Source organism: Caballeronia sp. INML3B (assembly GCF_023631305.1).
Lineage (GTDB): Bacteria > Pseudomonadota > Gammaproteobacteria > Burkholderiales > Burkholderiaceae > Caballeronia > Caballeronia turbans.
In genome coordinates this window covers 36,943-57,974 of the sequence record NZ_JALQDI010000030.1, presented here as the reverse complement: position 1 = coordinate 57,974, position 21,032 = coordinate 36,943, and the positions used below count along the sequence as shown (strand labels likewise).

Below are 21,032 nucleotides of genomic sequence, written 5' to 3'. Positions count from 1 at the left end.
ATGCATCGCGCTGGCGGTTTTTTTTCGTTTTGCGGTGGAATACTGGCATCCAGACTGCTGTTTTCCACCTATGAGCATTCAGCAGCGATGCCTTACGCGTCGCAATAGAAGGAGCGCACATGTTTATCAGAAGAAATCGTCAGCTATACGGTGACGACATCGCGGGTCATGAAATCACGCCGCGCGAGGTGTTCGAGAATCGTCGACGCGCGCTGCGCTCGATCGGCGCGTTCGCCGCGACGGGACTCGCCGGCGCGAGCGGTCTCGCCCACGCGACGCTCACGTCGCCGGATGCCAACGGCCAGAAGCTCGCGGCGAAAACCAATCCGAAGTTCGTCGCGCTGGACAAGGCGACGTCGTTCAAGGACATCACGACCTATAACAACTTCTACGAGTTCGGCACCGATAAGGGCGATCCCGTCGAGCACGCGGGCACGCTGCGTCCGCGTCCGTGGAAGGTGTCAGTCGAAGGCGCGATCAAGAACCCGAAGGTCTACGACATCGACGACATCCTGAAGCTCGCGCCGCTCGAGGAGCGTGTGTACCGGTTGCGCTGCGTCGAAGGCTGGTCGATGGTGATTCCGTGGATCGGCGTGTCCTTGTCCGAGCTCATCAAGCGGGCTGAGCCGACGGGCAGCGCGAAGTACGTGCAGTTCATCACGCTCGCCGATCCGTCGCAGATGCCGGGACTCTCGACGCCGATTCTCGAATGGCCCTACTCGGAAGGTCTGCGCATGGACGAGGCGATGAATCCGCTCACGCTCCTGACCGTCGGGTTGTACGGCCAGGTGCTGCCGAACCAGAACGGCGCGCCGGTGCGAGTGGTCGTGCCGTGGAAGTACGGCTTCAAGAGCGCGAAGTCGCTCGTGAAGATCCGCTTCGTCGAGAAGCAGCCGCCTACAAGCTGGAACCTCTACGCGCCCAGCGAATACGGCTTCTATTCGAACGTGAATCCGAACGTCGATCATCCGCGCTGGAGTCAGGCGACCGAGCGGCGCATCGGCGAGGACGGCTTCTTTTCGCCGAAGCGCAAGACCCTCATGTTCAACGGCTACGGCGACCAGGTCGCGTCGCTGTATCAGGGCATGGATCTCAAGAAGAACTTCTGAACGATGCCGACCGTTTCCGAGATCAAAGGCGCGCGGGCAAACGCGGGCATTCGCTGGCTTGTTCCCGCGAAGGTCGCCGTGTTCATCGCGATGCTGTTTCCGCTCGCGCGTCTCGTGGTGCTGGGCATGACGGGCGGCCTGGGCGCAAATCCGATCGAATTCATCACGCGTTCGACCGGCCTCTGGACGCTCGTCTATCTGTGCATCACGCTGGCGATCACACCGGTGCGCCGCATGACCGGCATCACGGCACTCGCGCGCTTTCGCCGGATGATCGGGCTGTACGCCTTCTTTTTCGCCGTGCTGCACTTCACGACATATATCTGGTTCGACAAATGGTTCGATGTCGCCGCGATGCTGAAGGACATCGGCAAGCGGCCGTTCATCACGGTCGGCTTCGCGGCGTTCGTGCTGCTGATTACGCTTGCGGTCACGTCGCCCAAAGCCATCGCGAGAAAGCTCGGCCGCCGCTGGCAGACCTTGCATCGGGCGATCTATCTGATCGCCGCGCTCGCGATCCTGCATTTCTGGTGGATGAAGGCGGGCAAGCACGATTTCGAACTGCCGAAGATCTACGGTTCGATCGTGATCGTGTTGCTCGGCTGGCGCGTGATCGCGTGGCTTCGAACGCGAGCGACACGGCGGCGCGCATAAAAAAGCGATGCCGAGGCATCGCTTTTTGTTGAAGCCCGCGAAGCTTCAGTCCGGCAGAACCGATTCCCCGGCGAACAACTGCTTCACTTCTTCACGTTCGCGCACGAGACGCGCGCGTTCGCCGTCGACCATGATTTCGGCCGCGCGCGGACGCGTGTTGTAGTTCGAGCTCATCACGAAGCCGTACGCGCCCGCGGAGCAGATCGCGAGCAGGTCGCCCGGTTCGATGGCCAGTTCACGGTCGCGACCGAGCCAGTCGCCGCTCTCGCACACCGGACCGACGACATCGTACTTGTGCGCCTGTGCGTCGCGCTTCACGACCGGCACGATGCGATGAAACGCCTCGTACATCGCGGGACGTGCGAGATCGTTCATCGCCGCATCGACGATGGCAAAGTTCTTTTCCTCGCCCGGCTTCAGAAACTCGATGCGCGTCAACAGCACGCCGGCATTGCCGACGAGTGAACGTCCCGGCTCGAAATACACTTCACGCTGACCGTGGCCGCGCTTCTCGATGTGATCGAGCACCGTCTTCACGAACTCGCCGATATCGGGCGGCGTTTCGTCGTCATAGGTGATGCCGAGACCGCCGCCCACATCGACGTGGCGAATGTTGATGCCGTCCGCTTCGATCTGCTCGACGAGTTCGAGCAGCTTGTCGACGGCATCGAGATACGGACTGATCTCGGTGATCTGCGAGCCGATGTGGCAATCGATGCCGACGACATCGAGGTTCGGCATCGCATGCGCTTGCGCGTAGGTCGCGCGGGCATCGCTGAACGCGACGCCGAACTTGTTCGATTTGAGGCCCGTTGAGATGTACGGATGCGTCTTCGCATCGACATCGGGATTCACGCGCAATGAAACCGGCGCTTTCTTGCCGAGCGATGTCGCGACTTCGTTCAACGCGTGCAACTCGGGAATCGACTCGACGTTGAAGCACTTCACGCCCGCTTCGAGCGCCTCGCGCATTTCCGCCGCCGATTTGCCGACGCCCGAAAACACCGTGTTTTCCGCCTTGCCGCCCGCCGCGAGCACCCGCGCGAGTTCGCCCGACGACACGATGTCGAAGCCCGCGCCCATGCGCGCGAACACGTTGAGCACCGCGAGATTGCTGTTCGCCTTCACCGCGACGTGGACCGTCGCGCGACGGCCCGCGCATGCATCGGCGTAGGCGTGATAGGCGCGCGTCAGCGCATCGCGGGAATAGACATAGAGCGGCGTGCCGAACTGCTCCGCGAGCGACGCGGCTGAGACGCCTTCAGCGTGCAGCACGCCGTCGACGTAGTGGAATGCGGAATCACTCATGCGTGGAATCGAAAATGCGCCCGTGAAGGCATCAAGGATCGAGGATCAGTAAGCGGACGACGCGGCTTTGGGCGCCGATGTGGCGTCGGGGCTGGTCTTGAGGTCGGTCTCGGGCGAGAGCGACAGGGGCTGTCCCGACGTATCCGGAACGTTGCCCGGAGCGACATTCGAAGGCGGCGTATTCTGGAGATCGTTGGGACGTTGCGGTAGCGGAGGCACCTGCGGCAGATAAAGCGGACCACGTTGCCCACAACCGCCGAGCGTGATCGTTGCTGCGGCGCCGATGCTCAAAGCCGCTACAATCGCGCTCATCCTGAAAACGACTCGCATGACCGTCCCTATACGTTTAATCGATGGAGTTTAGCATGACAGACCAGGAATACCTGACGCTGGCGGAGGCCGCGCTGAGCGCCATCGAGCGCTCGGTGGACGCCGCCGAGGCCGATATTGAATTCGAGCGCAGCGGCAATGTTTTGACGCTGGAGTTCGAGAATCGCACCAAGGTGATCGTGAACCTGCAACCGCCGAAACATGAGATCTGGCTGGCGGCCAAGGCGGGTGGTTTCCATTACAAGTACGTAGACGGCGCCTGGCGCGACACGCGCGACAACAGCGAATTCTTTGCCACGCTGAGCAAATATTCGAGCGAACAGGCCGGCGAGCCGATCCGGTTCAAGGCATAAAAAAAAGCGGGCGGACCGCGTGGTCCGCTCGCTTCACACGTTGCAGGGGCGTGGTTACTGCCCCTTGAACAGATTCATGATGTCCTGCTTTTCCTGTTCGCCGACTTCGGGCGTCGGCGCCGTCGTCGTCACACCGGACACACCTTCCTGCGGCGGCGCCTGACTCACGCCGATGGTCGCGACGAAGCCGTGCCCTGGCGTCATGTCGTCGAAGTACAGCTCGTTGCCGAGCGACGTGATATCGGGCGGCATCATCGGCTTGTACTCGGGCACGCCCTTCAGGGCCTTGCCCATGTAATCCATCCATACCGGCAACGCGAGCCCGCCGCCGGTTTCCTTGTCGCCGAGGCTGCGCGGATTGTCATAGCCGATCCACGCAATCGCGACGAGCGTGCGCTGATAGCCGGCGAACCACGCATCGCGCGAATCGTTCGTCGTGCCCGTTTTGCCGGCGAGATCGCCGCGCTTCAACTGATTCGTTTTCGCGCCCGTGCCGTGCTGCGCGACGCTCTGCAGAAGGCTGTTCATCACGAACGCGTTGCGCGGCGTGATCGCGAGCGGCGCGGTTTGCTGCGCGACGAGCGGTTGCGGGTGCGATACGACGCGGCCGTACGGATCGGTGATATCGGCGATCAGGTACGGATTCACGCGATAACCGCCGTTCGCGAACACCGCATAGCCGGCCGCCATCTGCAACGGCGTGACGAGGCCCGCGCCCAGCGCCATCGGCAGATAGGCGGGATGACGGTCCGCATCGAAACCGAAGTGCGTGATGTACTGCTGCGCGTATTTCGTGCCGATATGACTCAGGATGCGGATCGACACCATGTTCTTCGAGCGTTGCAGCGCGGAGCGCATCGACATCGGGCCGTCGAAGCCGCCGCCGTAGTTCTTCGGCTCCCACGCCTGGCCGCCGGTCTCGGCGGCGCTGAAGAACAGCGGGCCATCGTTGATGATCGTCGCGGGGGAAAGACCTTTCTCGAGCGATGCCGAATAGATGAACGGCTTGAAGCTCGAACCCGGCTGACGCCATGCCTGCGTGACGTGATTGAACTTGTTCTTGTTGAAGTCGAAGCCGCCGACGAGTGCCCGGATCGCGCCGTCCTGCGGCACCATCGACACGAGCGCGCCTTCGACTTGCGGCAGTTGCGTGATGACCCAATTGCTGTCGTCGTCCTTCACGAGACGCACGATCGCGCCCGGGCGGATGCGCGAATTCGGCTGCGCGCGCGAGCTCAGCGCGTACTGGACGAAGCGCAGATCGCTGCCGGTGATGGTCGCCGTATTGCCGTCGATGAAGCTCGCCTTCACTTCCTTCGGATTCGCCGACGTCACCACGGCCGCGACGATCTCGCCGTTGTCGGGATGCTCGGCGAGCGCATCGTCGATGGCCTGCTCGCGGTCATCCGCGTTCGAGGGCAGGTCGATATAGCCTTCCGGCCCGCGATAACCATGCCGATGCTCGTAGTCCATCAGGCCCTTGCGCACCGCGCGATAGGCGGCGTCCTGATCGGCGGAATCGATCGTCGTCACGACGTTCAGGCCGCGCGTGTACGCTTCCTCGCGATATTGCGCGTACATCATCTGACGCACCATTTCCGCGACGTACTCGGCGTGCACGCTGAACTCGCGGTCCTGGCCCTTCACGACGAGCGGCTGCTTCACGGCCTGCTCGAAATCGGCCTGAGTGATGAAATTCAGCTCGCGCATGCGTTGCAGGATGTACTCCTGCCGCACTTTCGCGCGCTTCGGATTGACGACCGGGTTATACGCCGACGGCGCCTTCGGCAGGCCCGCGAGCATCGCGGCCTCGGCGAGCGTGACGTCCTTCAGATCCTTGCCGAAGTAGACTCGCGCCGCGCTCGCGAAACCGTAGGCGCGTTGGCCGAGATAGATCTGATTCATATAGACCTCGAGAATCTGATCCTTCGTCAGCGCGCGCTCTATCTTGTACGCGAGCAGCATTTCGTAAATCTTGCGCGTGTAGGTCTTCTCGCTCGACAGGAAGAAGTTGCGCGCGACCTGCATCGTGATCGTGCTCGCGCCTTGCGACGCGTGGCCGTTGGTCAGCGCGACCGATCCCGCACGCAGAATGCCGGTGAGATCGACGCCGCCGTGATCGTAGAAACGCGAGTCCTCGATGGCGAGCACGGCTTTTTTCAGATGATCGGGCACGTCCTGGATGCGCACGACGCTGCGTCGCTCCACGCCGAATTCACCGATCAGGACGTGATCCGCCGTATAGATGCGCAGCGGCACCTTCGGCTTGTAATCTGTGAGCGCTTCGAGGGAAGGCAGGTTCGGCATCGCGACGACGAGCGCGTAGCCGAGCACGAGACCCGCGCAGACGACGAGCGCGAACAGGCTGACGAAAAATCCGAGCATGAGCCGCGCCCACCACGGGCGCCTGGATTTGTTGGGCCTCTCGGGCGGCGTGGACGACGGGTTGGACGGGGAAGAGGATTGCATTGGCACCACCAAAAACGGTCACGCGATTATAGCTGTCCCGATTTGAGACTTTTCCGAAGCCTTTCAGCACCTCGCTTACGTGCGCCTGCCGCTGTCTTCAAGATACGCGCGATCGTGCACGTAAGCATCCTTCTATCGTGAGCGTTGGCCGTTTGGCCGAGTGTTCGCCGCCGATCACGCTCGCGACAATCCTTCCACGTCGAGCGCCGAACGGTTCGGTGCGCGAGTGAATGGAAGGAGTGGCTGATGAGTAAGGAAAACACGCTGCGCGGCACGATGCTGACGATCACGCGGCGCTATGCGGCGGGGATCGACGTCGGCGAGGACGCGGTGCGGCTCGCGGTCGTGAGCAGGCGATTGCGAGCGAACGCGGCGGTGTGCGTCGAACATCTGGATTCGGTGGCGCTGCCGTCCGGCGCGGTGATCGACGGCGACTTCATCGACCGCGCGGCTATCGTCGCGGCGTTGCGCGAGGCGATCGGGCGCCTGCCGGAAAGCGGCGCGTGGCGGGCGCTGCGCTGCGCGATGGGCTTGCCCGCGTCGGCGACGCTCACGATGCAGATTCCGCTCGCGCGTCTGATCGACACCCATGAGCAGCACGCGGACGCTATCGGCGGCGATCCGCGCGGCATGCTCGAACCGGCCGTGCTCGTGGAAGCCGAGCGCGCGGCGGGAATCGAACGCGGCGCGCTGGCCGTGGACTGGTCCGTGCAGGCCAGGGAGGACGGCGAGGCGCAGGTCGCGATCGCAGCCACGGCGCGGCGGCACGTGGAGGCGCGCGTCGAAACGGCGGCGCAAGCGGGCATCGCGCTATCCGCCATCGACGGCGAAGCGGCGGCCGCGTTGCGCGCGATGCGCCACGCCGGTTCGGTCGAACTGGACGCCGACGCGCGCTATCTCGTTTGCTGGCTGGAAAGCACCGGGTTGCACGGCTGGCTCGTCGGCAGGCGCGGAGTCGAAAACGAAATCCGATATCCGGCGCCGGAGCATCGGAGCATCGCCGACGCGCTGCACGAACTCGCCGGTCAGGAGGCGCCGCTCGACTGTATCTATGTGGGCGGACAGATCGAGTTGATGACGCACGCGAGCCTTCCGCTCCCCGTTCTGGGCAAGACCTTCGGCTGTCCCGCGCTGCCCTTCGAGGCCGCGCCGTACTGCAACGGCGCCTCCGACATCCCGGCTGCGCACAGGCATTCGCCGCGCTTCGCGGCCGCGTTCGGGCTGGCCTTGCGCGAGGTGATGCAATGAGCGCCGCCATGCTCGATGGATTCAATCTTCTGCCGTATCGCGCACGAAAGCGCCGCGAAGTGAGGCGTCAGCGGCTTGCGCTGCTCGGCGCGATGAGTCTGGCCGGCTGCGCGGCTGTCGGCGCCGTGGCCGGCTGGGATACGTTCGAGCGCGCCCGTCTGGATGAGCGACGCATGGCGCTGGAGGCGTCGCTGCGCACATCGGGCGCGCAGATCGACGAACATGCGCGGCTCGTTCGCGCGGAATCGGACCGCCGGCGCGCGCGTGAGGCTGCGCAGCCGTTGGCCTTGCCGCGCGAGCGCTTCCTCGCACTGCTCGAAGCCCTCGCCGACGCGCCCTTGCAACGCGGTGTCGCGCTTCAACGCGTGTCGCAGCGAACGAACGAGGTCGAGCTTGCCGCGCTCGCTCCCGATTCGCAGTCGGCCGCGCAATGGCTCAAGCGGCTGGAACGCGTGCGCGGCGTGCAGGCGGTGGAAGTGATCGAAATGAAGCGGCGCGCGGAGCCGGCGGCTCCGGCCAGGCGTGGCGCATCGACTCCCGGGGGAGAGCGTTCCGCGCATTTCGAGTTCGTCGCGCTCGTGCGTTACGCGCCGGATCATTCGCGCGATGAAGCCGCGTTGCATCAGGCGCATCCGATATTGACCGCCACGCGTCCCGTCGCGCAGGAGAACCGTCCATGAGCACGATTCCGATGAACTTCGCTATGAAGACGCGTGCGCGCGGTGCGCCCTCTATCCTGCAGCCGCTCGCCGAGTGGTCGTGGCGCCGGACCATGTGCGTCGCGATTGCATTGAGTGTGCTCGTCTTCGTGCTCGGTCTGCGCGCCTGGCGGACAGTGGACGCGAACCCGCTCGAAGCGAGCCGCGTCGCGTGGGCGGCGACGTCGGCGAAAGTGCAGGACGCCGGGCGCATCGCTGCGGATCTGCCGGATTTACGGGCGCGGGCGGCGTCGGGTCGTATGGAGCCGGAGCACTGGAGCGCCGCCGACGCGTTGCGCGCCATCGCGGATCTGGCCACACAGAGCGGCTTGCGCGTCGCCGATATCGAGCCTGTAGCGGTCAAGGGCGGCGAACCGAAGCGGAGTGAGCCGATTCCGGAGCGCGCACTCAAACTGCGCGCGGACGGCACCTTCCCGGAGATGCGACGCTTCCTTGACGCGCTCGCCGGCCTGCCTCGGCTCGTCGTGCCCGAAAGCGTGCAGATCAGGCGACAGCAGGGCACGCTCGCCCTCGAAGCGACGCTGCGCGTGTTCGAGACGCTGCCGGCGATATCGCGCGCCGCGGCCTCACGCGCCAACGCGTTCGTCGTCGATCCGTTCAGCAATGCGGACGCGGCGGTGCAGGGCGGCGACATGCTGCTCGTGGGCACGTTCGTCGGGCGCCGTCGTGCGATGGCGCTTTTGCAGAGCGGACGCGACGTCGTCGGCTTCACGCCGGGGCAGAAGATCGGCGACGAATGGATCGGGCGCGTCATACCGGGTGCAATCGAACTCGCTCGTACCGACGGCAACGCGCGCAAGCTGACGTTCGCGGAGGATCGCAAGTGAGCCAATTCGCGAAGCTTTCACGCAGGTTCGCGGGAACGGGCGCGGCCTTCATGCTGTTCGCGCACATGACGCTTGCAGCCGAAAGCGCCGATTCGATCGTCGCGCCCTTGCCGCCGTTGCCTGCATCGTTCGAAGCACAGCCTGTCGATCAGCCCGTACCGGATGCGCCCGTCGTCCAGAACGCCGACGCTGCCGCGCCCGCGAAGCCCGCGGCCGAAGCGGGGGACGCGCTGGAAGGCCCGCCGGTGCCCTTGCCGGCACTCGAACGATTGAGCCGCGCAAAGCACGACGGAAACGACGACGGCAAGCCGATCACGCTCGATCTGAAAAACGCCGACCTCAGCGCCGCGCTGCACGCTTTTGCGCGCTTCACGGGCCTGAACATCGTCGCGAGCGAAAAGGTACGCGGACAGGTGTCGATGAATCTCGTCGCTGTTCCGTGGCGCCGTGCGTTCGACACGCTCCTCGAAGTCCACGGTCTCGCGATGGAGCAGCACGGCAACGTGATCTGGGTCGCGCCGCTCGCCGAACTCGCCGCGCGCGAGAAGCTGCGCTTCGAGGCGCACGCGCGCGCCGCGGATCTCGAACCGCTCGCGAGCCGTACGTTCGTGCTGCGCTATTCGCGTGCGGAAGACCTTCGCAAGATGCTGACCGGCTCGGGCAGTCAGCGCGTGCTGTCCAAGCGCGGCTCCGCCATCGCCGATGCGCGCACGAACCTGCTCTTCGTCACCGACCTCGACGCGCGCGTGCAGCAGATCGCCGAGCTGATCGCCCTGATCGACAAGCCGACGCCGCAGGTGATGATCGAAGCGAAGATCGTGGAGGGCGAGGCGGGGCTGTCGCGCAATCTCGGCGTCAAGCTGGGCGTCGCGGCGCAGAACGATCCCGCGACCGGGTTGGCGGGCGGCAAGGAGGGTGTGGTATACGATCTGTCGGCGGGGCCGATCAACGGTTTCGACGCGGCGACCGCCGGGCTCACGTTGTTCGTCGCGCAGGCGACCCGGCTGCTCAATCTCGAACTGAGCGCGCTGGAGGCGGAAGGGCGCGGACAAATCGTCTCGCGTCCGCGTGTCGTGACGGCGGACCGGATGAAATCCGTCGTCGAGCAGGGCGTGGACGTGCCGTATCAGGCGAAGGTCGGCAACGGCATGTCGGGCGTGCAGTTTCGGCGCGCAACGCTCAAACTGGAGGTTGAGCCGCAGATCACGCCGCACGGCCACGTCATTCTCGATCTCGACATCACGAAAGACAGTCTCGGCGAGCAGACGGCGAACGGGCCGGCCATCCACACCAAGCATGTTCAGACGCGCGTGGAGGTGGAAAACGGCGGCACGGTGGCGATCGGCGGCATTTATTCCGATGACGAGCGAGACGACACGACCGGCGTGCCGGGACTCTCGAAACTGCCGGTGATCGGCTGGCTGTTCCGTCACGACGCGCGGCGCAGGTCGAAAAGCGAGCTCGTCATATTGATTACGCCGCGTGTGATCGCGTCGAGCAGCTGAACGCCAGCTCCCAGGCGGCGCGACTCGACAAAGCGGGCGGTTTGCCCTTAAGCTGCCGCACGAAGAAATTCGACACTGTAAAAGGATCCAGGTTGCAGGAAGGGCACGCGAACGCGAACATTTTTTTCGTCGGACTCATGGGGGCGGGTAAAACCACCGTGGGCCGCGCGGTTGCGCGCCGTCTGCAGCGCTCGTTCATCGATTCGGATCTGGAGATCGAGGCGCGTACGGGCGCTCGCATCCCGGTGATCTGGGAACTCGAGGGCGAGGCGGGTTTTCGTCAGCGCGAGGCGAACATCATCGATGAGCTTTCGCAGCGCAGCGGCATCGTACTCGCGACCGGCGGCGGCGCGGTGCTTCGGCCCGAGAATCGGGAACATCTGAAGAATCGCGGCATCGTCATTTATCTGCGCGCCAATCCGCACGATCTCTGGCAACGCACGCGGCGCGACAAGAATCGCCCGCTCCTGCAGACGGAAGATCCGCGCGGCAAGCTCGAAGCGCTTTTTCAGGTGCGCGATCCGCTGTATCAGCAGTGCGCGCATTTCGTCGTGGAAACGGGGCGGCCGACCGTGAACGCGCTCGTCAATATGGTCCTGATGCAACTGGAGGTCGCCGGCGTCGTCAAGTCGGCTGAGTCATAATGTCCGCCATGATTACCCCAACGATCACCGTCAGCGTCGAACTGGGCGAGCGCGCCTATCCCATTCATATCGGTGCGGGCCTGATCGGCCGCACGGAACTCTTCGCGCCGCACATCAAGGGTTCGTCCGTGGCGATCGTCACGAATTCCACCATCGATCCGCTTTACGGCGAACGGTTGCGCGCCGCGCTCGAACCGCTCGGCAAGAAGGTGACTACCGTAGTCCTGCCGGACGGCGAAGCGCACAAGAACTGGGAAACGCTCAACACGATCTTCGATGCGCTCCTCACCGAACGCGCCGATCGCAAGACCACGCTGATCGCGCTCGGCGGCGGTGTCGTCGGCGACATGACCGGGTTCGCGGCGGCGTCCTACATGCGCGGCGTACCGTTCATCCAGGTGCCGACCACGCTGCTTTCACAAGTCGATTCATCGGTTGGCGGCAAGACGGGCATCAATCATCCGCTCGGCAAGAACATGATCGGCGCGTTCTATCAGCCGCAGGCGGTCATCGCGGATATCGGCGCGCTGCACACCTTGCCGGAGCGCGAACTGGCGGCGGGCATCGCGGAAGTCATCAAGACCGCGGCCATCAAGGACGCCGAGTTTTTCGAATGGATCGAAGCCAACATCGACGCGCTCAATCGCCGCGACGACGACGCGCTCGCGCACGCGGTCAAGCGTTCGTGCGAGATCAAGGCGTCGGTCGTCGCGTCCGACGAGCGCGAAGGCGGCCAGCGCGCCATTCTCAATTTCGGCCACACCTTCGGCCATGCGATCGAAGCCGGGCTCGGCTACGGCGAATGGCTGCATGGCGAGGCGGTCGGTTGTGGCATGGTGATGGCGGCGGATCTGTCGGTGCGCCTCGGCAAGCTCGACGAAGCCGCGCGTCAGCGTCTCGTGCGTGTGATCGAAGCGGCGAAGCTGCCGGTCACGGCGCCGCGGCTCGGCGACGACCGCTACGTCGATCTGATGAAGGTCGACAAGAAGGCCGAAGCTGGCGAGATCAAATTCATTCTGCTGACCCGCTTCGGCGCGACAGAGATCACGAGCGCGCCCGATCAGGCCGTGCGCGCGACGCTCGCAGCCAGCGTCTGATCCGCGCGAGCGGCGGCTAGAACCACGACGATGCGGAGCAGCCGGTGAGCGACATAGAAGATCAAGTTCCGCAGGGCACGCCGCCGACGCTCGCGTTCGAAGCGCATCTCGCGCCGTATGCCGCGCACGCGTCGCAATCGCGCGGGCGGCGCTTCGCCGAAACGCCGCCTGCGGCGCGCACCGAGTTCCAGCGCGATCGCGACCGCATCGTGCACTCGACCGCATTTCGCAGACTCGAATACAAGACGCAGGTCTTCGTCAATCACGAAGGCGATCTGTTCCGTACACGCCTCACGCACAGTCTCGAAGTCGCGCAGATCGCGCGTTCGGTCGCGCGCAACCTGAGGCTGAACGAAGATCTGGTCGAAGCCATCTCGCTCGCGCACGATCTCGGCCACACGCCATTCGGTCATGCCGGGCAAGACGCGCTGCACGAATGCATGCGCGATCACGGTGGCTTCGAGCACAATCTGCAGAGCCTCGCAGTGGTCGATCAGCTCGAAGAGCATTACGGCGCGTTCAACGGCCTGAACCTCTGCTTCGAGACGCGAGAAGGCATCCTCAAGCATTGCTCGCGCGAAAACGCGCGCAAGCTCGGCGAACTCGGCGAGCGCTTTCTCACGGGAAAGCAGCCGTCGCTCGAAGCGCAGATCGCGAATGTCGCCGATGAAATCGCCTACAACAATCACGATGTGGACGATGGCCTGCGCTCCGGCCTCATCACGCTCGATCAGCTTTCCGAAGTGAGTCTGTGGCACACGCATTACGATGCGGCGCGGGCCGATTATCCAGACATCGAAGGGCGCAGGCTCATCCACGAAACGATCCGCCGCATCATCAACACGTTGATCGTCGATCTGATCGAGGCGACGGGCCGCAACCTCGAACGCGTCGCGCCGCAATCGCTCGACGCCGTGCGCAATGCGCCGCCGCTCGTCGCACACAGCGATGAAGTCGCGGCGCAGGCGGCGCAACTCAAGCGCTTTCTCTTCAAGAACCTGTACCGCCACTATCGCGTGATGCGCATGGCCAACAAGGCGAAGCGCGTCGTGACGGGCCTTTTCGAAGCCTTCACCGACGATCCGCGTCTCTTGCCGCCCGCCTATCAGGCGCGCGGGCCGGTGACGGAGGAATCCGCGAACGACGCGCCTTCATCGAGCCATGACAGCTCGCAGGCGCGGCTCATCGCGCATTACATCGCGGGCATGACCGATCGCTATGCATTGAAAGAGTATCAACGCCTGTTTGTCATCGACAACAACTAATATCGCGCGTTTCAAGCGCGAATCCTCAAAAGGAGACTCATCGATGAGCTGCAAGCCCTTGTTCCGCACGATCTCGGCCGCGGCCGTTCTGGCCTTCGGCGCCAGCACCGCAGCGCACGCCGCGACGGAAATCCAGTTCTGGCACGCGATGGAAGCCGCGCTCGGCGAGCGCGTGAACGACATCGCCAACGACTTCAACAAGTCGCAGAGCGATTACAAGATCGTTCCCGTGTTCAAGGGCACATATGACCAGGCGCTCGCGGCGGGCATCGCGGCGTATCGCAGCGGCAACGCGCCCGCGATCCTGCAGGTCTACGAAGTCGGCACCGCGACGATGATGCAGGCGAAGAAGGCAGTCATCCCGGTCTACGACGTCTTCAAGCAGGCCGGCGTGCCGCTCGACGAAAAGGCGTTCGTGCCGACCATCGCCGGTTACTACAGCGACGCGAAGACCGGCCATCTGATCTCGATGCCGTTCAACAGCTCGACGCCTGTTCTCTATTACAACAAGGACGCATTCAAGAAAGCCGGTCTCGATCCGAACCAGCCGCCGAAGACCTGGGCCGATGTCGAAGCCGACGCGAAGAAGCTGAAGGCCGCCGGCTATTCGTGCGGTTACTCGTCGGGCTGGCAAAGCTGGATTCAGCTCGAGAATTACAGCGCGTGGCATGCCGCGCCGTTCGCGACGAAGAACAACGGTTTCGACGGCCTCGACGCCAAGCTCGAATTCAACAAGCCGCTGCAGGTCGCGCATATCCAGTTCCTGCAGAACATGGCGAAGGAAGGCACGTTCACGTATGTCGGCCGCAAGGACGAGCCGGTGTCGAAGTTCTATAGCGGCGACTGCGGCATCATCACGAACTCGTCGGGCTCGCGCGCGACCATCGCGAAATTCGCGAAGTTCGACTACGGCGTGGGCATGATGCCCTACGACGCGAACGTAAAGGGTGCGCCCCAGAACGCGATCATCGGCGGCGCGAGCCTGTGGGTGTTGTCGGGCAAGGACCCGGCCGTCTACAAGGGCGTCGCGAAGTTCCTCGCGTATCTTTCGACGCCGGAAGTCGCCGGGAAGTGGCATCAGGACACGGGCTATCTGCCGGTCACGCAGGCCGCATACGAGCTCACGCAGAAGCAGGGCTTCTACGACAAGAACCCCGGCGCGGACATCGCGATCAAGCAGATGCTGAACAAGCCGCCGCTCCCTTACACGAAGGGGCTGCGTCTGGGCAACATGCCGCAGATCCGCACGATCGTCGACGAAGAGCTGGAACAGGTCTGGGCTGAGAAGAAGACGCCGCAACAAGCGCTCGACGCGTCAGTGCAGCGCGGCGACGAGCTGCTGCGCCGCTTCGAGAAGACCGGCAACTAAAGCGCATGCGCCCGCGATCATCGCGGGCGCTTCCGTTCGGGATTTCAACGCATGGAAAAACGGTCTCGTTTCGATACGAGCGTCCTGCCGTATCTGCTCGTCGCGCCGCAACTCGCGATCACCGCGCTGTTCTTTCTCTGGCCGGCAGGCGAAGCGCTCTGGCAGGCCACGCAGAGTCAGGACGCGTTCGGCACGTCTAGCGAATTCGTCGGGCTGGCGAACTTCAGGCAGTTGTTCGCCGATCCGCTCTATCTCTCGTCGTTCAGCACGACGATGATCTTTTGCTCGCTCGTCACCGTGTCGGGCCTCGTGATCTCGCTCCTGCTCGCCGCATGCGCCGATCGCGTGACGCGCGGTGCGAAGGCGTATCAGACGCTGCTCATCTGGCCATACGCGGTCGCGCCCGCGATCGCCGCCGTGCTGTGGTCGTTCCTGTTCAACCCGAGCATCGGGCTCGTGACGTATGCGCTCGCCAAGCAGGGCATCATCTGGAACCACGCGCTCAATGGCACGCAGGCGATGTTTCTCGTCGTGCTCGCGTCGGTGTGGAAGCAGGTCAGCTACAACTTCCTGTTCTTCTATGCGGGCCTTCAGGCGATTCCGCAATCGCTGATCGAAGCCGCCGCCATCGATGGCGCCGGGCCCGTGCGGCGCTTCTTCGGCATTGCGCTGCCGCTCCTGTCGCCGACGTCTTTCTTCCTGCTCGTCGTGAACCTGGTCTACGCGTTCTTCGATACCTTCCCGGTCATCGATGCCGCTACCGGCGGCGGTCCCGCGCAATCGACCAAGACGCTCATCTACAAGATTTTCGCGGAAGGCTTTCAGGGACTCGACATCGGCAGCTCGGGCGCGCAATCGGTCGTGCTGATGGTGATCGTCGTCGCGTTGACCGTCATCCAGTTCCGCTTCGTCGAACGCAGGGTGCAATATTCATGATCGAAAACCGTCGCGGCTTCGATATCTTCTGTCACGCCGTGCTGTTGCTCGGCGTCGCGCTGATCGTGTTTCCGGTGTACGTCGCGTTCTGCGCGGCCACGATGAACTCGAACGAAGTGTTCAGCGTGCCGCTTTCGCTCGTTCCGAGCACGCATCTCTTCGAGAACGTCGCGCACATCTGGACGCACGGCAGCGGCAATGCGGCGGCGCCGTTCGGTCTCATGTTGATGAACAGCCTCGTGATGGCGCTCGTGATTTCGATCGGCAAGATCGCGGTGTCGATCGTCTCCGCGTACGCGATCGTCTTCTTCCGCTTTCCGATGAAGAACCTCGCCTTCTGGCTCATCTTCATCACGCTGATGCTGCCGGTCGAAGTGCGCATCTTTCCGACGGTGCAAGTCGTCTCGTCGATGCATCTGTCGAACACGTATGCGGGCTTGACGCTGCCGCTGATCGCATCCGCGACGGCGACGTTTCTCTTCCGCCAGTTCTTCATGACGCTGCCCGACGAACTGATGGAAGCGGCGCGCATCGACGGCGCGGGTCCGCTGCGCTTCTTCTGGGACGTCGTGCTGCCGCTGTCGAAGACCAACATCGCGGCGCTCTTCGTCATCACGTTCATCTACGGCTGGAATCAGTATCTCTGGCCGATTCTCATCACCAACGAGGTGTCGCTGCAGACGGCGGTGGTCGGCATCAAGAGCATGATCGCGTCGGGCGATACCGCGACCGAATGGCACCTCGTGATGGCAGCGACGCTGCTCGCGATGCTGCCGCCGCTCGCGGTCGTCCTGACGATGCAGCGCTGGTTCGTGCGCGGACTCGTGGACTCAGAGAAATAACGGAGAAGGCTGATCGATGGCCGCATTGAATCTCAAAGGCGTAAAGAAAACGTACGACGGCTCCAACTACGTGCTGCACGGCATCGACGTAGCCGTGGACGATGGCGAGTTCGTCGTGATGGTCGGCCCGTCCGGCTGCGGAAAATCGACGCTGCTGCGCATGGTCGCGGGACTCGAAAGCGTGTCGCACGGCACGATCGAGATCGGCGGCAAAGTCGTGAACAAGCTGGAGCCGAAGGATCGCGATATTGCGATGGTCTTTCAGAATTACGCGCTTTATCCGCACATGAGCGTCGCGCAGAATATGGCGTATGCGCTGAAGATCGGCGGCGCGGACAGAAAGACCATCGAATCGCGCGTGGCCAATGCGGCGCGCATCCTGGAGCTCGAACATTTGCTCGCGCGCAAGCCGCGTGAACTGTCGGGCGGTCAGCGGCAACGCGTCGCGATGGGTCGTGCGATCGTGCGCGAACCGGCGGTGTTTCTCTTCGACGAACCGCTTTCGAATCTCGACGCGAAACTGCGCGTGCAGATGCGTCTCGAGATTCAACGGCTGCACGCGCGCCTCGCGACCACGAGCCTGTACGTCACGCACGATCAGATCGAAGCCATGACGCTCGCGCAGCGCGTCATCGTCATGAACAAGGGGCACGCTGAACAGATCGGCGCCCCGACCGACGTGTACGAGCGTCCGGCAACGGTATTCGTCGCGAGCTTCATCGGCTCGCCGGCGATGAATCTGCTCGAAGGCCGTCTGTCCGAAGACGGATCGACCTTCGATGTTGCGGGCGACGGGCCGAAGCTGCCGGTCGCGGGCGCGAGCAGCGTGACAAGCGCAATGTATGGGCGCGAGTGGATCGTCGGCATTCGTCCGGAGCACATGACGCCCGGCAACCACGACGCGCCGGGCGCGACGCTCGACGTCGATTCGGCCGAACTGCTCGGCGCGGACAATCTCGCGCACGGCAAGTGGGGCAAGCACGACGTGGCGGCGCGCTTGCCGCATGAACATCGTCCGCAGCGCGGCGAGCGGCTCAGGGTGTCGTTGCCCGCGCGGCATCTGCATTTTTTCGATCCGGCGGCGGGACTGCGCGCCAATTGAATGGAGCATATGCGATGAGAACCTGGCCCTATCCCGCGATCGTCGCGCATCGGGGCGGCGGCAAGCTCGCGCCGGAGAACACGCTCGAAGCGATCGACGTGGGCGCGCGCTTCGGTCACAAGATGATCGAATTCGACGCGAAGCTCTCCGCTGACGATGTCGTCTTCCTGCTGCACGACGACGCGGTAGACCGCACGTCGAACGGGCGCGGCGCGGCGAAAGCGATGTCTTACGCAGAACTGCGCGCGCTCGATGCGGGCACCTGGTTCAGTGCGGAGTTCGCCAACGCGCGCATGCCGACGCTTGCGCAAGTGCACGAACGATGCGCGAAAAATGGGCTTGCGGTGAACATCGAGATCAAGCCGAGTCAGGGGCGGGACGTGGAAACAGGCGTGCTCGTCGCACGCGAGGCAGCGCGGTTATGGGCGGATGCCGAACCCGCGCCGCTGTTGTCATCGTTTTCATATGCGGCGCTCGAAGCCGCGCGCGATGTCGCGCCGAATCTTCCTCGGGGCATGCTGTACGAACATGTTCCGGAGAACTGGCGCGCGCAGACGGCGGCGCTGTCGTGCGTGTCGCTGCATGTGAATCATCGCGCACTCGACGAGACGCTCGTCACAGAAATCAAGGATGCAGGCTTGCGCATCCTCGCCTATACGGTGAACGAGCCGGCGCGCGCGCGCCTGCTTGCGCAGTGGGGAGTCGATGCGATCTGCACGGACCGCATCGACATCATTGGCGCGGATTTTCTGGAAACGTCGGCCGATTGAAGCGTCAGCGCGCCCGCGCGAGCAACACGCCCGCGACCAGCGCCAGTCCGCCGACGAGCGCGATCGTCTGCCAGGGCTTTTCGTGAAGGTAGGCGTCCGCGTCTCCGAGCGCCGCGCCGGCGCGCTCGCGTAGTGCCGCGTGGGTATCGTTGAGGCGTGCGCGGGCGCTGTCGAGGCGCTCGCCAATCTGCGCGCGCAGCGCAGCCGCATCGGCCGATGTGCCTTGGGCCAAAGTGCTTTCAAGCTCGCTGAGCAGCGCGCGGAGTTCGGAGCCGATGTCCTCGGCCGCTTCACGGCCGTGTCGCGCCATGCGGCGTGCGCGGCGGCTCGTGGTGCTCCATGAATCTCCGATGGCGTCTCGCGTGTTAGGCAGTGCGTTCATAGATCGCTCCGATGGATGAATCGTGGACGGCCCGCCGAGGTGGCGGGGAAAATCCATGATGCAGCAAATTCGATGCCGGTGCTTCGACATTGCGCAACGCCTCGGTAAGCGCGACCGCGACATATTCGATGTGCGTGCGGACGCGTAAGAACTGCGAGCGCTTCCTTCTTGCGGAGGTCACATTTACAAGTGCGTGCAAAAAGAAAATGCCGGCACGAGTTAATCATGCCGGCATTTTCTTTGTTTTCGCAGTCGCGCTTTTACGGTCGTTACATGCCCGTGCGCAGTTTGACTTTAGAAGCGATAGCCAACGCGCAAATATGTGACGATCGGGTTGAGCGTGATTTTTGCCTGCGACTGCACGTTGAGCGTGCCGACAGGCGTTTGAGCCTGTGTGTTCAGCTTCGCCGTGGCCTTCAAAGGGATGAACGACACGGAAAATCCGGCGAACCAGTGTTCTGTGAAATTGTAAGTCGCACCGACGTTAAACACGGGCGCCCAAGAACTATCCGTGTCGACCGTGGTCGGACCATGCAGTACCGAGCCTTCGAATTGCTGGTTCGTGATCTGAGCGTCGGTGAACCAGGTCCGCGTTACACCAAGGCCCACGAACGGACGGAACTTCGCCGTAGGTGCGTTGAAGAAGTATTTGAACAGCAGCGTCGGGCTCCACTGCTTCGCGCTGCCGAGCTTGCCGTACTGCGAGAAGGTGCCTGTGCCTTCAAGATCGAACGTGGGCGGCACGCCCATTTCGAGTTCGGCCGCGATGTGATCGGTGGCGAAGTAGCCCAATGTGAAGCCGGCCGTGTCAGCGCTCGAGATGCCGGCGCCGGTGCCGGGAACATCGATATTGACCGGAGATCCGCCTACACTTGTTTCTTTGAGCGGACCACTGCTGTCTTGCGGGGCAAAGTGAAACCAGCCTGCTGTTGCATAGAAGGATCCAGCAGATTGCGCATGTGCCGCGGTGGACACACATGCTAATGCCGCAATCCCCGTGATGACTTGTTTTATTTTCAATTTGTGCTCCTCCGAAAAAGCACGCTCATTATGAACACAACATTTCACATAAACCATAGCGATGCCGTAGAGCATTTTCCCTAGGGCAAAGAGCGGCTTTGGGGCCTCGTTGCACGGCACTTGCATGCGTTTGTCCGCGCCACCGTAACGGCTCCGAAAGGCCCCCGATCGGGGTATCACAAATGCGACCAACGGAATATCCAGAATGGCACGGCTTGCACGACTCTACGTTCCCGAACAGCCGCAGCATGTCATCCTGCGTGGTCTCGACCAGCAACCCGCCTTCGTCGACGACCAGGACTACGAGCTCTTCATCGACTGCTTGAGGACTGCTTCACGTGATCATCACCTCTCCATCCATGCCTATGCGCTGATGCCGCAAGCGGTGCATCTGCTTGTCACGCCACGCGACGAGTCCAGCTTGCCCAAAGCGATGCAAGCAGTCGGACGTCGTTACGTCGCGCACTTCAATCGCCGTTACACGCGACGCGGCACGCTTTGGGAAGGGCGCTATCGTGCCACGGTCATCGAGGGCGAACGTTACTTTTTGCTCGCCACGCGCGTCGTCGAAATGGCGCCCGTGCGCGCGCAACTGGTCGCGGCCCCGCAGGACTACAAGTGGTCCAGCTTCCGTCATCATGTCGGGCTTACACTAGACGGCCTGATTACCGACCATCCGCTCTTCTGGTCGCTCGGCAACACGCCGTTCGAACGCCAGCACGCCTACAAGGAACTGTGCGAACAATCGCTCGACGAGCGCGAAGCCAATCGTCTTCTGCAAGCGACACTCAAAGGCTGGGTACTGGGCAGCGATGCCTATCGCGAATGGGCGTCGCATGCAGCCAACCGTCGGGTGTCGCCGCTGCCGCGCGGACGTCCGCGAAAGATCCGCGAAACCCCACAGCCCCAATAACGGCCTTGGGCGGCACACGTGAAGCTGAAAAATGAAACGGCGTCTCGATTTTTCGAGCTTCGCCGTTTCTTTTTGATGCCGGATGATGCGTCCCTAATATGTTAGGGCGTCTTTGCACCATAACGATAATTGGTGTCACATCATCACGTTTTATTTGCCATCTTTTTGAT

21 protein-coding genes are annotated in these 21,032 nt (G+C 63.3%); 16 read left to right on the top strand and 5 right to left on the bottom strand.

What is annotated here, in order from left to right; all coding sequences use genetic code 11:
* Positions 1 to 119 precede the first annotated feature (119 nt).
* Positions 120 to 1,109, top strand: coding sequence for a protein-methionine-sulfoxide reductase catalytic subunit MsrP (gene msrP / locus NCS58_RS13295; protein WP_250538570.1), 990 nt, complete (start codon positions 120 to 122; stop codon positions 1,107 to 1,109).
* Between the two features lie 3 nt (positions 1,110 to 1,112).
* Entirely contained in the window at positions 1,113 to 1,763 is a 651-nt protein-coding gene (msrQ, locus tag NCS58_RS13290; protein ID WP_250538569.1) for a protein-methionine-sulfoxide reductase heme-binding subunit MsrQ, read from the top strand.
* Between the two features lie 45 nt (positions 1,764 to 1,808).
* Here msrQ and lysA read toward each other — a convergent pair whose 3' ends face one another.
* Together lysA and lptM are read right to left on the bottom strand one after the other, a co-directional pair.
* Positions 1,809 to 3,071 (bottom strand): diaminopimelate decarboxylase, encoded by a 1,263-nt coding sequence (gene lysA, locus NCS58_RS13285; RefSeq protein ID WP_250538568.1) that lies wholly within the window; start codon positions 3,069 to 3,071, stop codon positions 1,809 to 1,811.
* Between the two features lie 45 nt (positions 3,072 to 3,116).
* The gene (gene lptM, locus NCS58_RS13280) at positions 3,117 to 3,401 is read right to left on the bottom strand and encodes an LPS translocon maturation chaperone LptM (protein WP_061120208.1); all 285 of its coding nucleotides are present in this window, start codon (positions 3,399 to 3,401) and stop codon (positions 3,117 to 3,119) included.
* A gap of 35 nt (positions 3,402 to 3,436) precedes the next feature.
* Here lptM and cyaY point away from each other — a divergent pair, with 35 nt between their 5' ends.
* Positions 3,437 to 3,754: an iron donor protein CyaY gene (gene cyaY / locus NCS58_RS13275; RefSeq protein WP_061120207.1), complete on the top strand. Its 318-nt coding sequence runs from the start codon at positions 3,437 to 3,439 to the stop codon at positions 3,752 to 3,754.
* Between the two features lie 54 nt (positions 3,755 to 3,808).
* Here the strand turns inward: cyaY and NCS58_RS13270 are convergent, their stop codons facing one another.
* Positions 3,809 to 6,223 (bottom strand): penicillin-binding protein 1A, encoded by a 2,415-nt coding sequence (locus tag NCS58_RS13270; protein WP_250538567.1) that lies wholly within the window; start codon positions 6,221 to 6,223, stop codon positions 3,809 to 3,811.
* 246 nt (positions 6,224 to 6,469) lie between these two features.
* Between NCS58_RS13270 and pilM the strand changes: the two genes are divergently transcribed.
* The 12 genes from pilM to ugpQ all read left to right on the top strand — a co-directional run bounded on the left by pilM (position 6,470) and on the right by ugpQ (position 18,547).
* Positions 6,470 to 7,471, top strand: a complete 1,002-nt coding sequence (gene pilM, locus NCS58_RS13265; RefSeq protein WP_250538566.1) for a type IV pilus biogenesis protein PilM — start codon at positions 6,470 to 6,472, stop codon at positions 7,469 to 7,471.
* Positions 7,468 to 8,151: a PilN domain-containing protein gene (locus NCS58_RS13260; protein ID WP_061120204.1), complete on the top strand. Its 684-nt coding sequence runs from the start codon at positions 7,468 to 7,470 to the stop codon at positions 8,149 to 8,151. The genes pilM and NCS58_RS13260 overlap by 4 nt, the downstream gene beginning before the upstream one ends.
* Positions 8,148 to 9,017, top strand: a complete 870-nt coding sequence (pilO, locus tag NCS58_RS13255) for a type 4a pilus biogenesis protein PilO (protein ID WP_250538565.1) — start codon at positions 8,148 to 8,150, stop codon at positions 9,015 to 9,017. The genes NCS58_RS13260 and pilO overlap by 4 nt, the downstream gene beginning before the upstream one ends.
* A gap of 50 nt (positions 9,018 to 9,067) precedes the next feature.
* A complete protein-coding gene (locus tag NCS58_RS13250; protein WP_250490385.1) occupies positions 9,068 to 10,522 on the top strand; it encodes a type IV pilus secretin PilQ in 1,455 nt (484 codons plus the stop codon).
* 92 nt (positions 10,523 to 10,614) lie between these two features.
* Positions 10,615 to 11,166, top strand: coding sequence for a shikimate kinase (locus tag NCS58_RS13245; RefSeq protein ID WP_061120203.1), 552 nt, complete (start codon positions 10,615 to 10,617; stop codon positions 11,164 to 11,166).
* On the top strand, positions 11,166 to 12,263 hold the full coding sequence (gene aroB, locus NCS58_RS13240; protein WP_250477158.1) for a 3-dehydroquinate synthase: 1,098 nt from the start codon (positions 11,166 to 11,168) through the stop codon (positions 12,261 to 12,263). Before NCS58_RS13245 ends, aroB begins: the two co-directional genes overlap by 1 nt.
* A 44-nt stretch (positions 12,264 to 12,307) precedes the next feature.
* Positions 12,308 to 13,528, top strand: coding sequence for a deoxyguanosinetriphosphate triphosphohydrolase (locus NCS58_RS13235; RefSeq protein WP_061120201.1), 1,221 nt, complete (start codon positions 12,308 to 12,310; stop codon positions 13,526 to 13,528).
* 43 nt (positions 13,529 to 13,571) lie between these two features.
* On the top strand, positions 13,572 to 14,897 hold the full coding sequence (ugpB, locus tag NCS58_RS13230; RefSeq protein WP_061120200.1) for a sn-glycerol-3-phosphate ABC transporter substrate-binding protein UgpB: 1,326 nt from the start codon (positions 13,572 to 13,574) through the stop codon (positions 14,895 to 14,897).
* Between the two features lie 51 nt (positions 14,898 to 14,948).
* On the top strand, positions 14,949 to 15,833 hold the full coding sequence (gene ugpA / locus NCS58_RS13225) for a sn-glycerol-3-phosphate ABC transporter permease UgpA (protein WP_061120199.1): 885 nt from the start codon (positions 14,949 to 14,951) through the stop codon (positions 15,831 to 15,833).
* Entirely contained in the window at positions 15,830 to 16,675 is an 846-nt protein-coding gene (gene ugpE / locus NCS58_RS13220; RefSeq protein ID WP_250538564.1) for a sn-glycerol-3-phosphate ABC transporter permease UgpE, read from the top strand. Before ugpA ends, ugpE begins: the two co-directional genes overlap by 4 nt.
* 16 nt (positions 16,676 to 16,691) lie before the next feature.
* A complete protein-coding gene (locus tag NCS58_RS13215; RefSeq protein WP_061120197.1) occupies positions 16,692 to 17,777 on the top strand; it encodes a sn-glycerol-3-phosphate import ATP-binding protein UgpC in 1,086 nt (361 codons plus the stop codon).
* A gap of 14 nt (positions 17,778 to 17,791) precedes the next feature.
* Positions 17,792 to 18,547, top strand: coding sequence for a glycerophosphodiester phosphodiesterase (gene ugpQ, locus NCS58_RS13210; RefSeq protein ID WP_250538563.1), 756 nt, complete (start codon positions 17,792 to 17,794; stop codon positions 18,545 to 18,547).
* 4 nt (positions 18,548 to 18,551) lie between these two features.
* On the opposite strand, the gene NCS58_RS13205 is transcribed toward ugpQ, so the two are convergent.
* Both NCS58_RS13205 and NCS58_RS13200 read right to left on the bottom strand, forming a co-directional pair.
* Positions 18,552 to 18,929, bottom strand: a complete 378-nt coding sequence (locus NCS58_RS13205) for a YqjD family protein (protein ID WP_061120195.1) — start codon at positions 18,927 to 18,929, stop codon at positions 18,552 to 18,554.
* A 294-nt stretch (positions 18,930 to 19,223) separates the two neighbouring features.
* Entirely contained in the window at positions 19,224 to 19,949 is a 726-nt protein-coding gene (locus tag NCS58_RS13200) for an OmpW family protein (protein ID WP_061120194.1), read from the bottom strand.
* A gap of 205 nt (positions 19,950 to 20,154) precedes the next feature.
* Between NCS58_RS13200 and NCS58_RS13195 the strand changes: the two genes are divergently transcribed.
* Positions 20,155 to 20,862: a transposase gene (locus NCS58_RS13195; protein WP_061120193.1), complete on the top strand. Its 708-nt coding sequence runs from the start codon at positions 20,155 to 20,157 to the stop codon at positions 20,860 to 20,862.
* Positions 20,863 to 21,032: the final 170 nt, after the last annotated feature.

Bases quoted from the DNA above. Each gene is read 5' to 3' on its own strand.
- msrP (WP_250538570.1), top strand. From the start codon at position 120: ATGTTTATCAGAAGAAATCGTCAGCTATACGGTGACGACATCGCGGGT.
- msrQ (WP_250538569.1), top strand. From the start codon at position 1,113: ATGCCGACCGTTTCCGAGATCAAAGGCGCGCGGGCAAACGCGGGCATT.
- lysA (WP_250538568.1), bottom strand. From the start codon at position 3,071: ATGAGTGATTCCGCATTCCACTACGTCGACGGCGTGCTGCACGCTGAA.
- lptM (WP_061120208.1), bottom strand. From the start codon at position 3,401: ATGCGAGTCGTTTTCAGGATGAGCGCGATTGTAGCGGCTTTGAGCATC.
- cyaY (WP_061120207.1), top strand. From the start codon at position 3,437: ATGACAGACCAGGAATACCTGACGCTGGCGGAGGCCGCGCTGAGCGCC.
- NCS58_RS13270 (WP_250538567.1), bottom strand. From the start codon at position 6,223: ATGCAATCCTCTTCCCCGTCCAACCCGTCGTCCACGCCGCCCGAGAGG.
- pilM (WP_250538566.1), top strand. From the start codon at position 6,470: ATGAGTAAGGAAAACACGCTGCGCGGCACGATGCTGACGATCACGCGG.
- NCS58_RS13260 (WP_061120204.1), top strand. From the start codon at position 7,468: ATGAGCGCCGCCATGCTCGATGGATTCAATCTTCTGCCGTATCGCGCA.
- pilO (WP_250538565.1), top strand. From the start codon at position 8,148: ATGAGCACGATTCCGATGAACTTCGCTATGAAGACGCGTGCGCGCGGT.
- NCS58_RS13250 (WP_250490385.1), top strand. From the start codon at position 9,068: ATGCTGTTCGCGCACATGACGCTTGCAGCCGAAAGCGCCGATTCGATC.
- aroB (WP_250477158.1), top strand. From the start codon at position 11,166: ATGTCCGCCATGATTACCCCAACGATCACCGTCAGCGTCGAACTGGGC.
- ugpB (WP_061120200.1), top strand. From the start codon at position 13,572: ATGAGCTGCAAGCCCTTGTTCCGCACGATCTCGGCCGCGGCCGTTCTG.
- ugpA (WP_061120199.1), top strand. From the start codon at position 14,949: ATGGAAAAACGGTCTCGTTTCGATACGAGCGTCCTGCCGTATCTGCTC.
- ugpE (WP_250538564.1), top strand. From the start codon at position 15,830: ATGATCGAAAACCGTCGCGGCTTCGATATCTTCTGTCACGCCGTGCTG.
- NCS58_RS13215 (WP_061120197.1), top strand. From the start codon at position 16,692: ATGGCCGCATTGAATCTCAAAGGCGTAAAGAAAACGTACGACGGCTCC.
- ugpQ (WP_250538563.1), top strand. From the start codon at position 17,792: ATGAGAACCTGGCCCTATCCCGCGATCGTCGCGCATCGGGGCGGCGGC.
- NCS58_RS13205 (WP_061120195.1), bottom strand. From the start codon at position 18,929: ATGAACGCACTGCCTAACACGCGAGACGCCATCGGAGATTCATGGAGC.
- NCS58_RS13195 (WP_061120193.1), top strand. From the start codon at position 20,155: ATGGCACGGCTTGCACGACTCTACGTTCCCGAACAGCCGCAGCATGTC.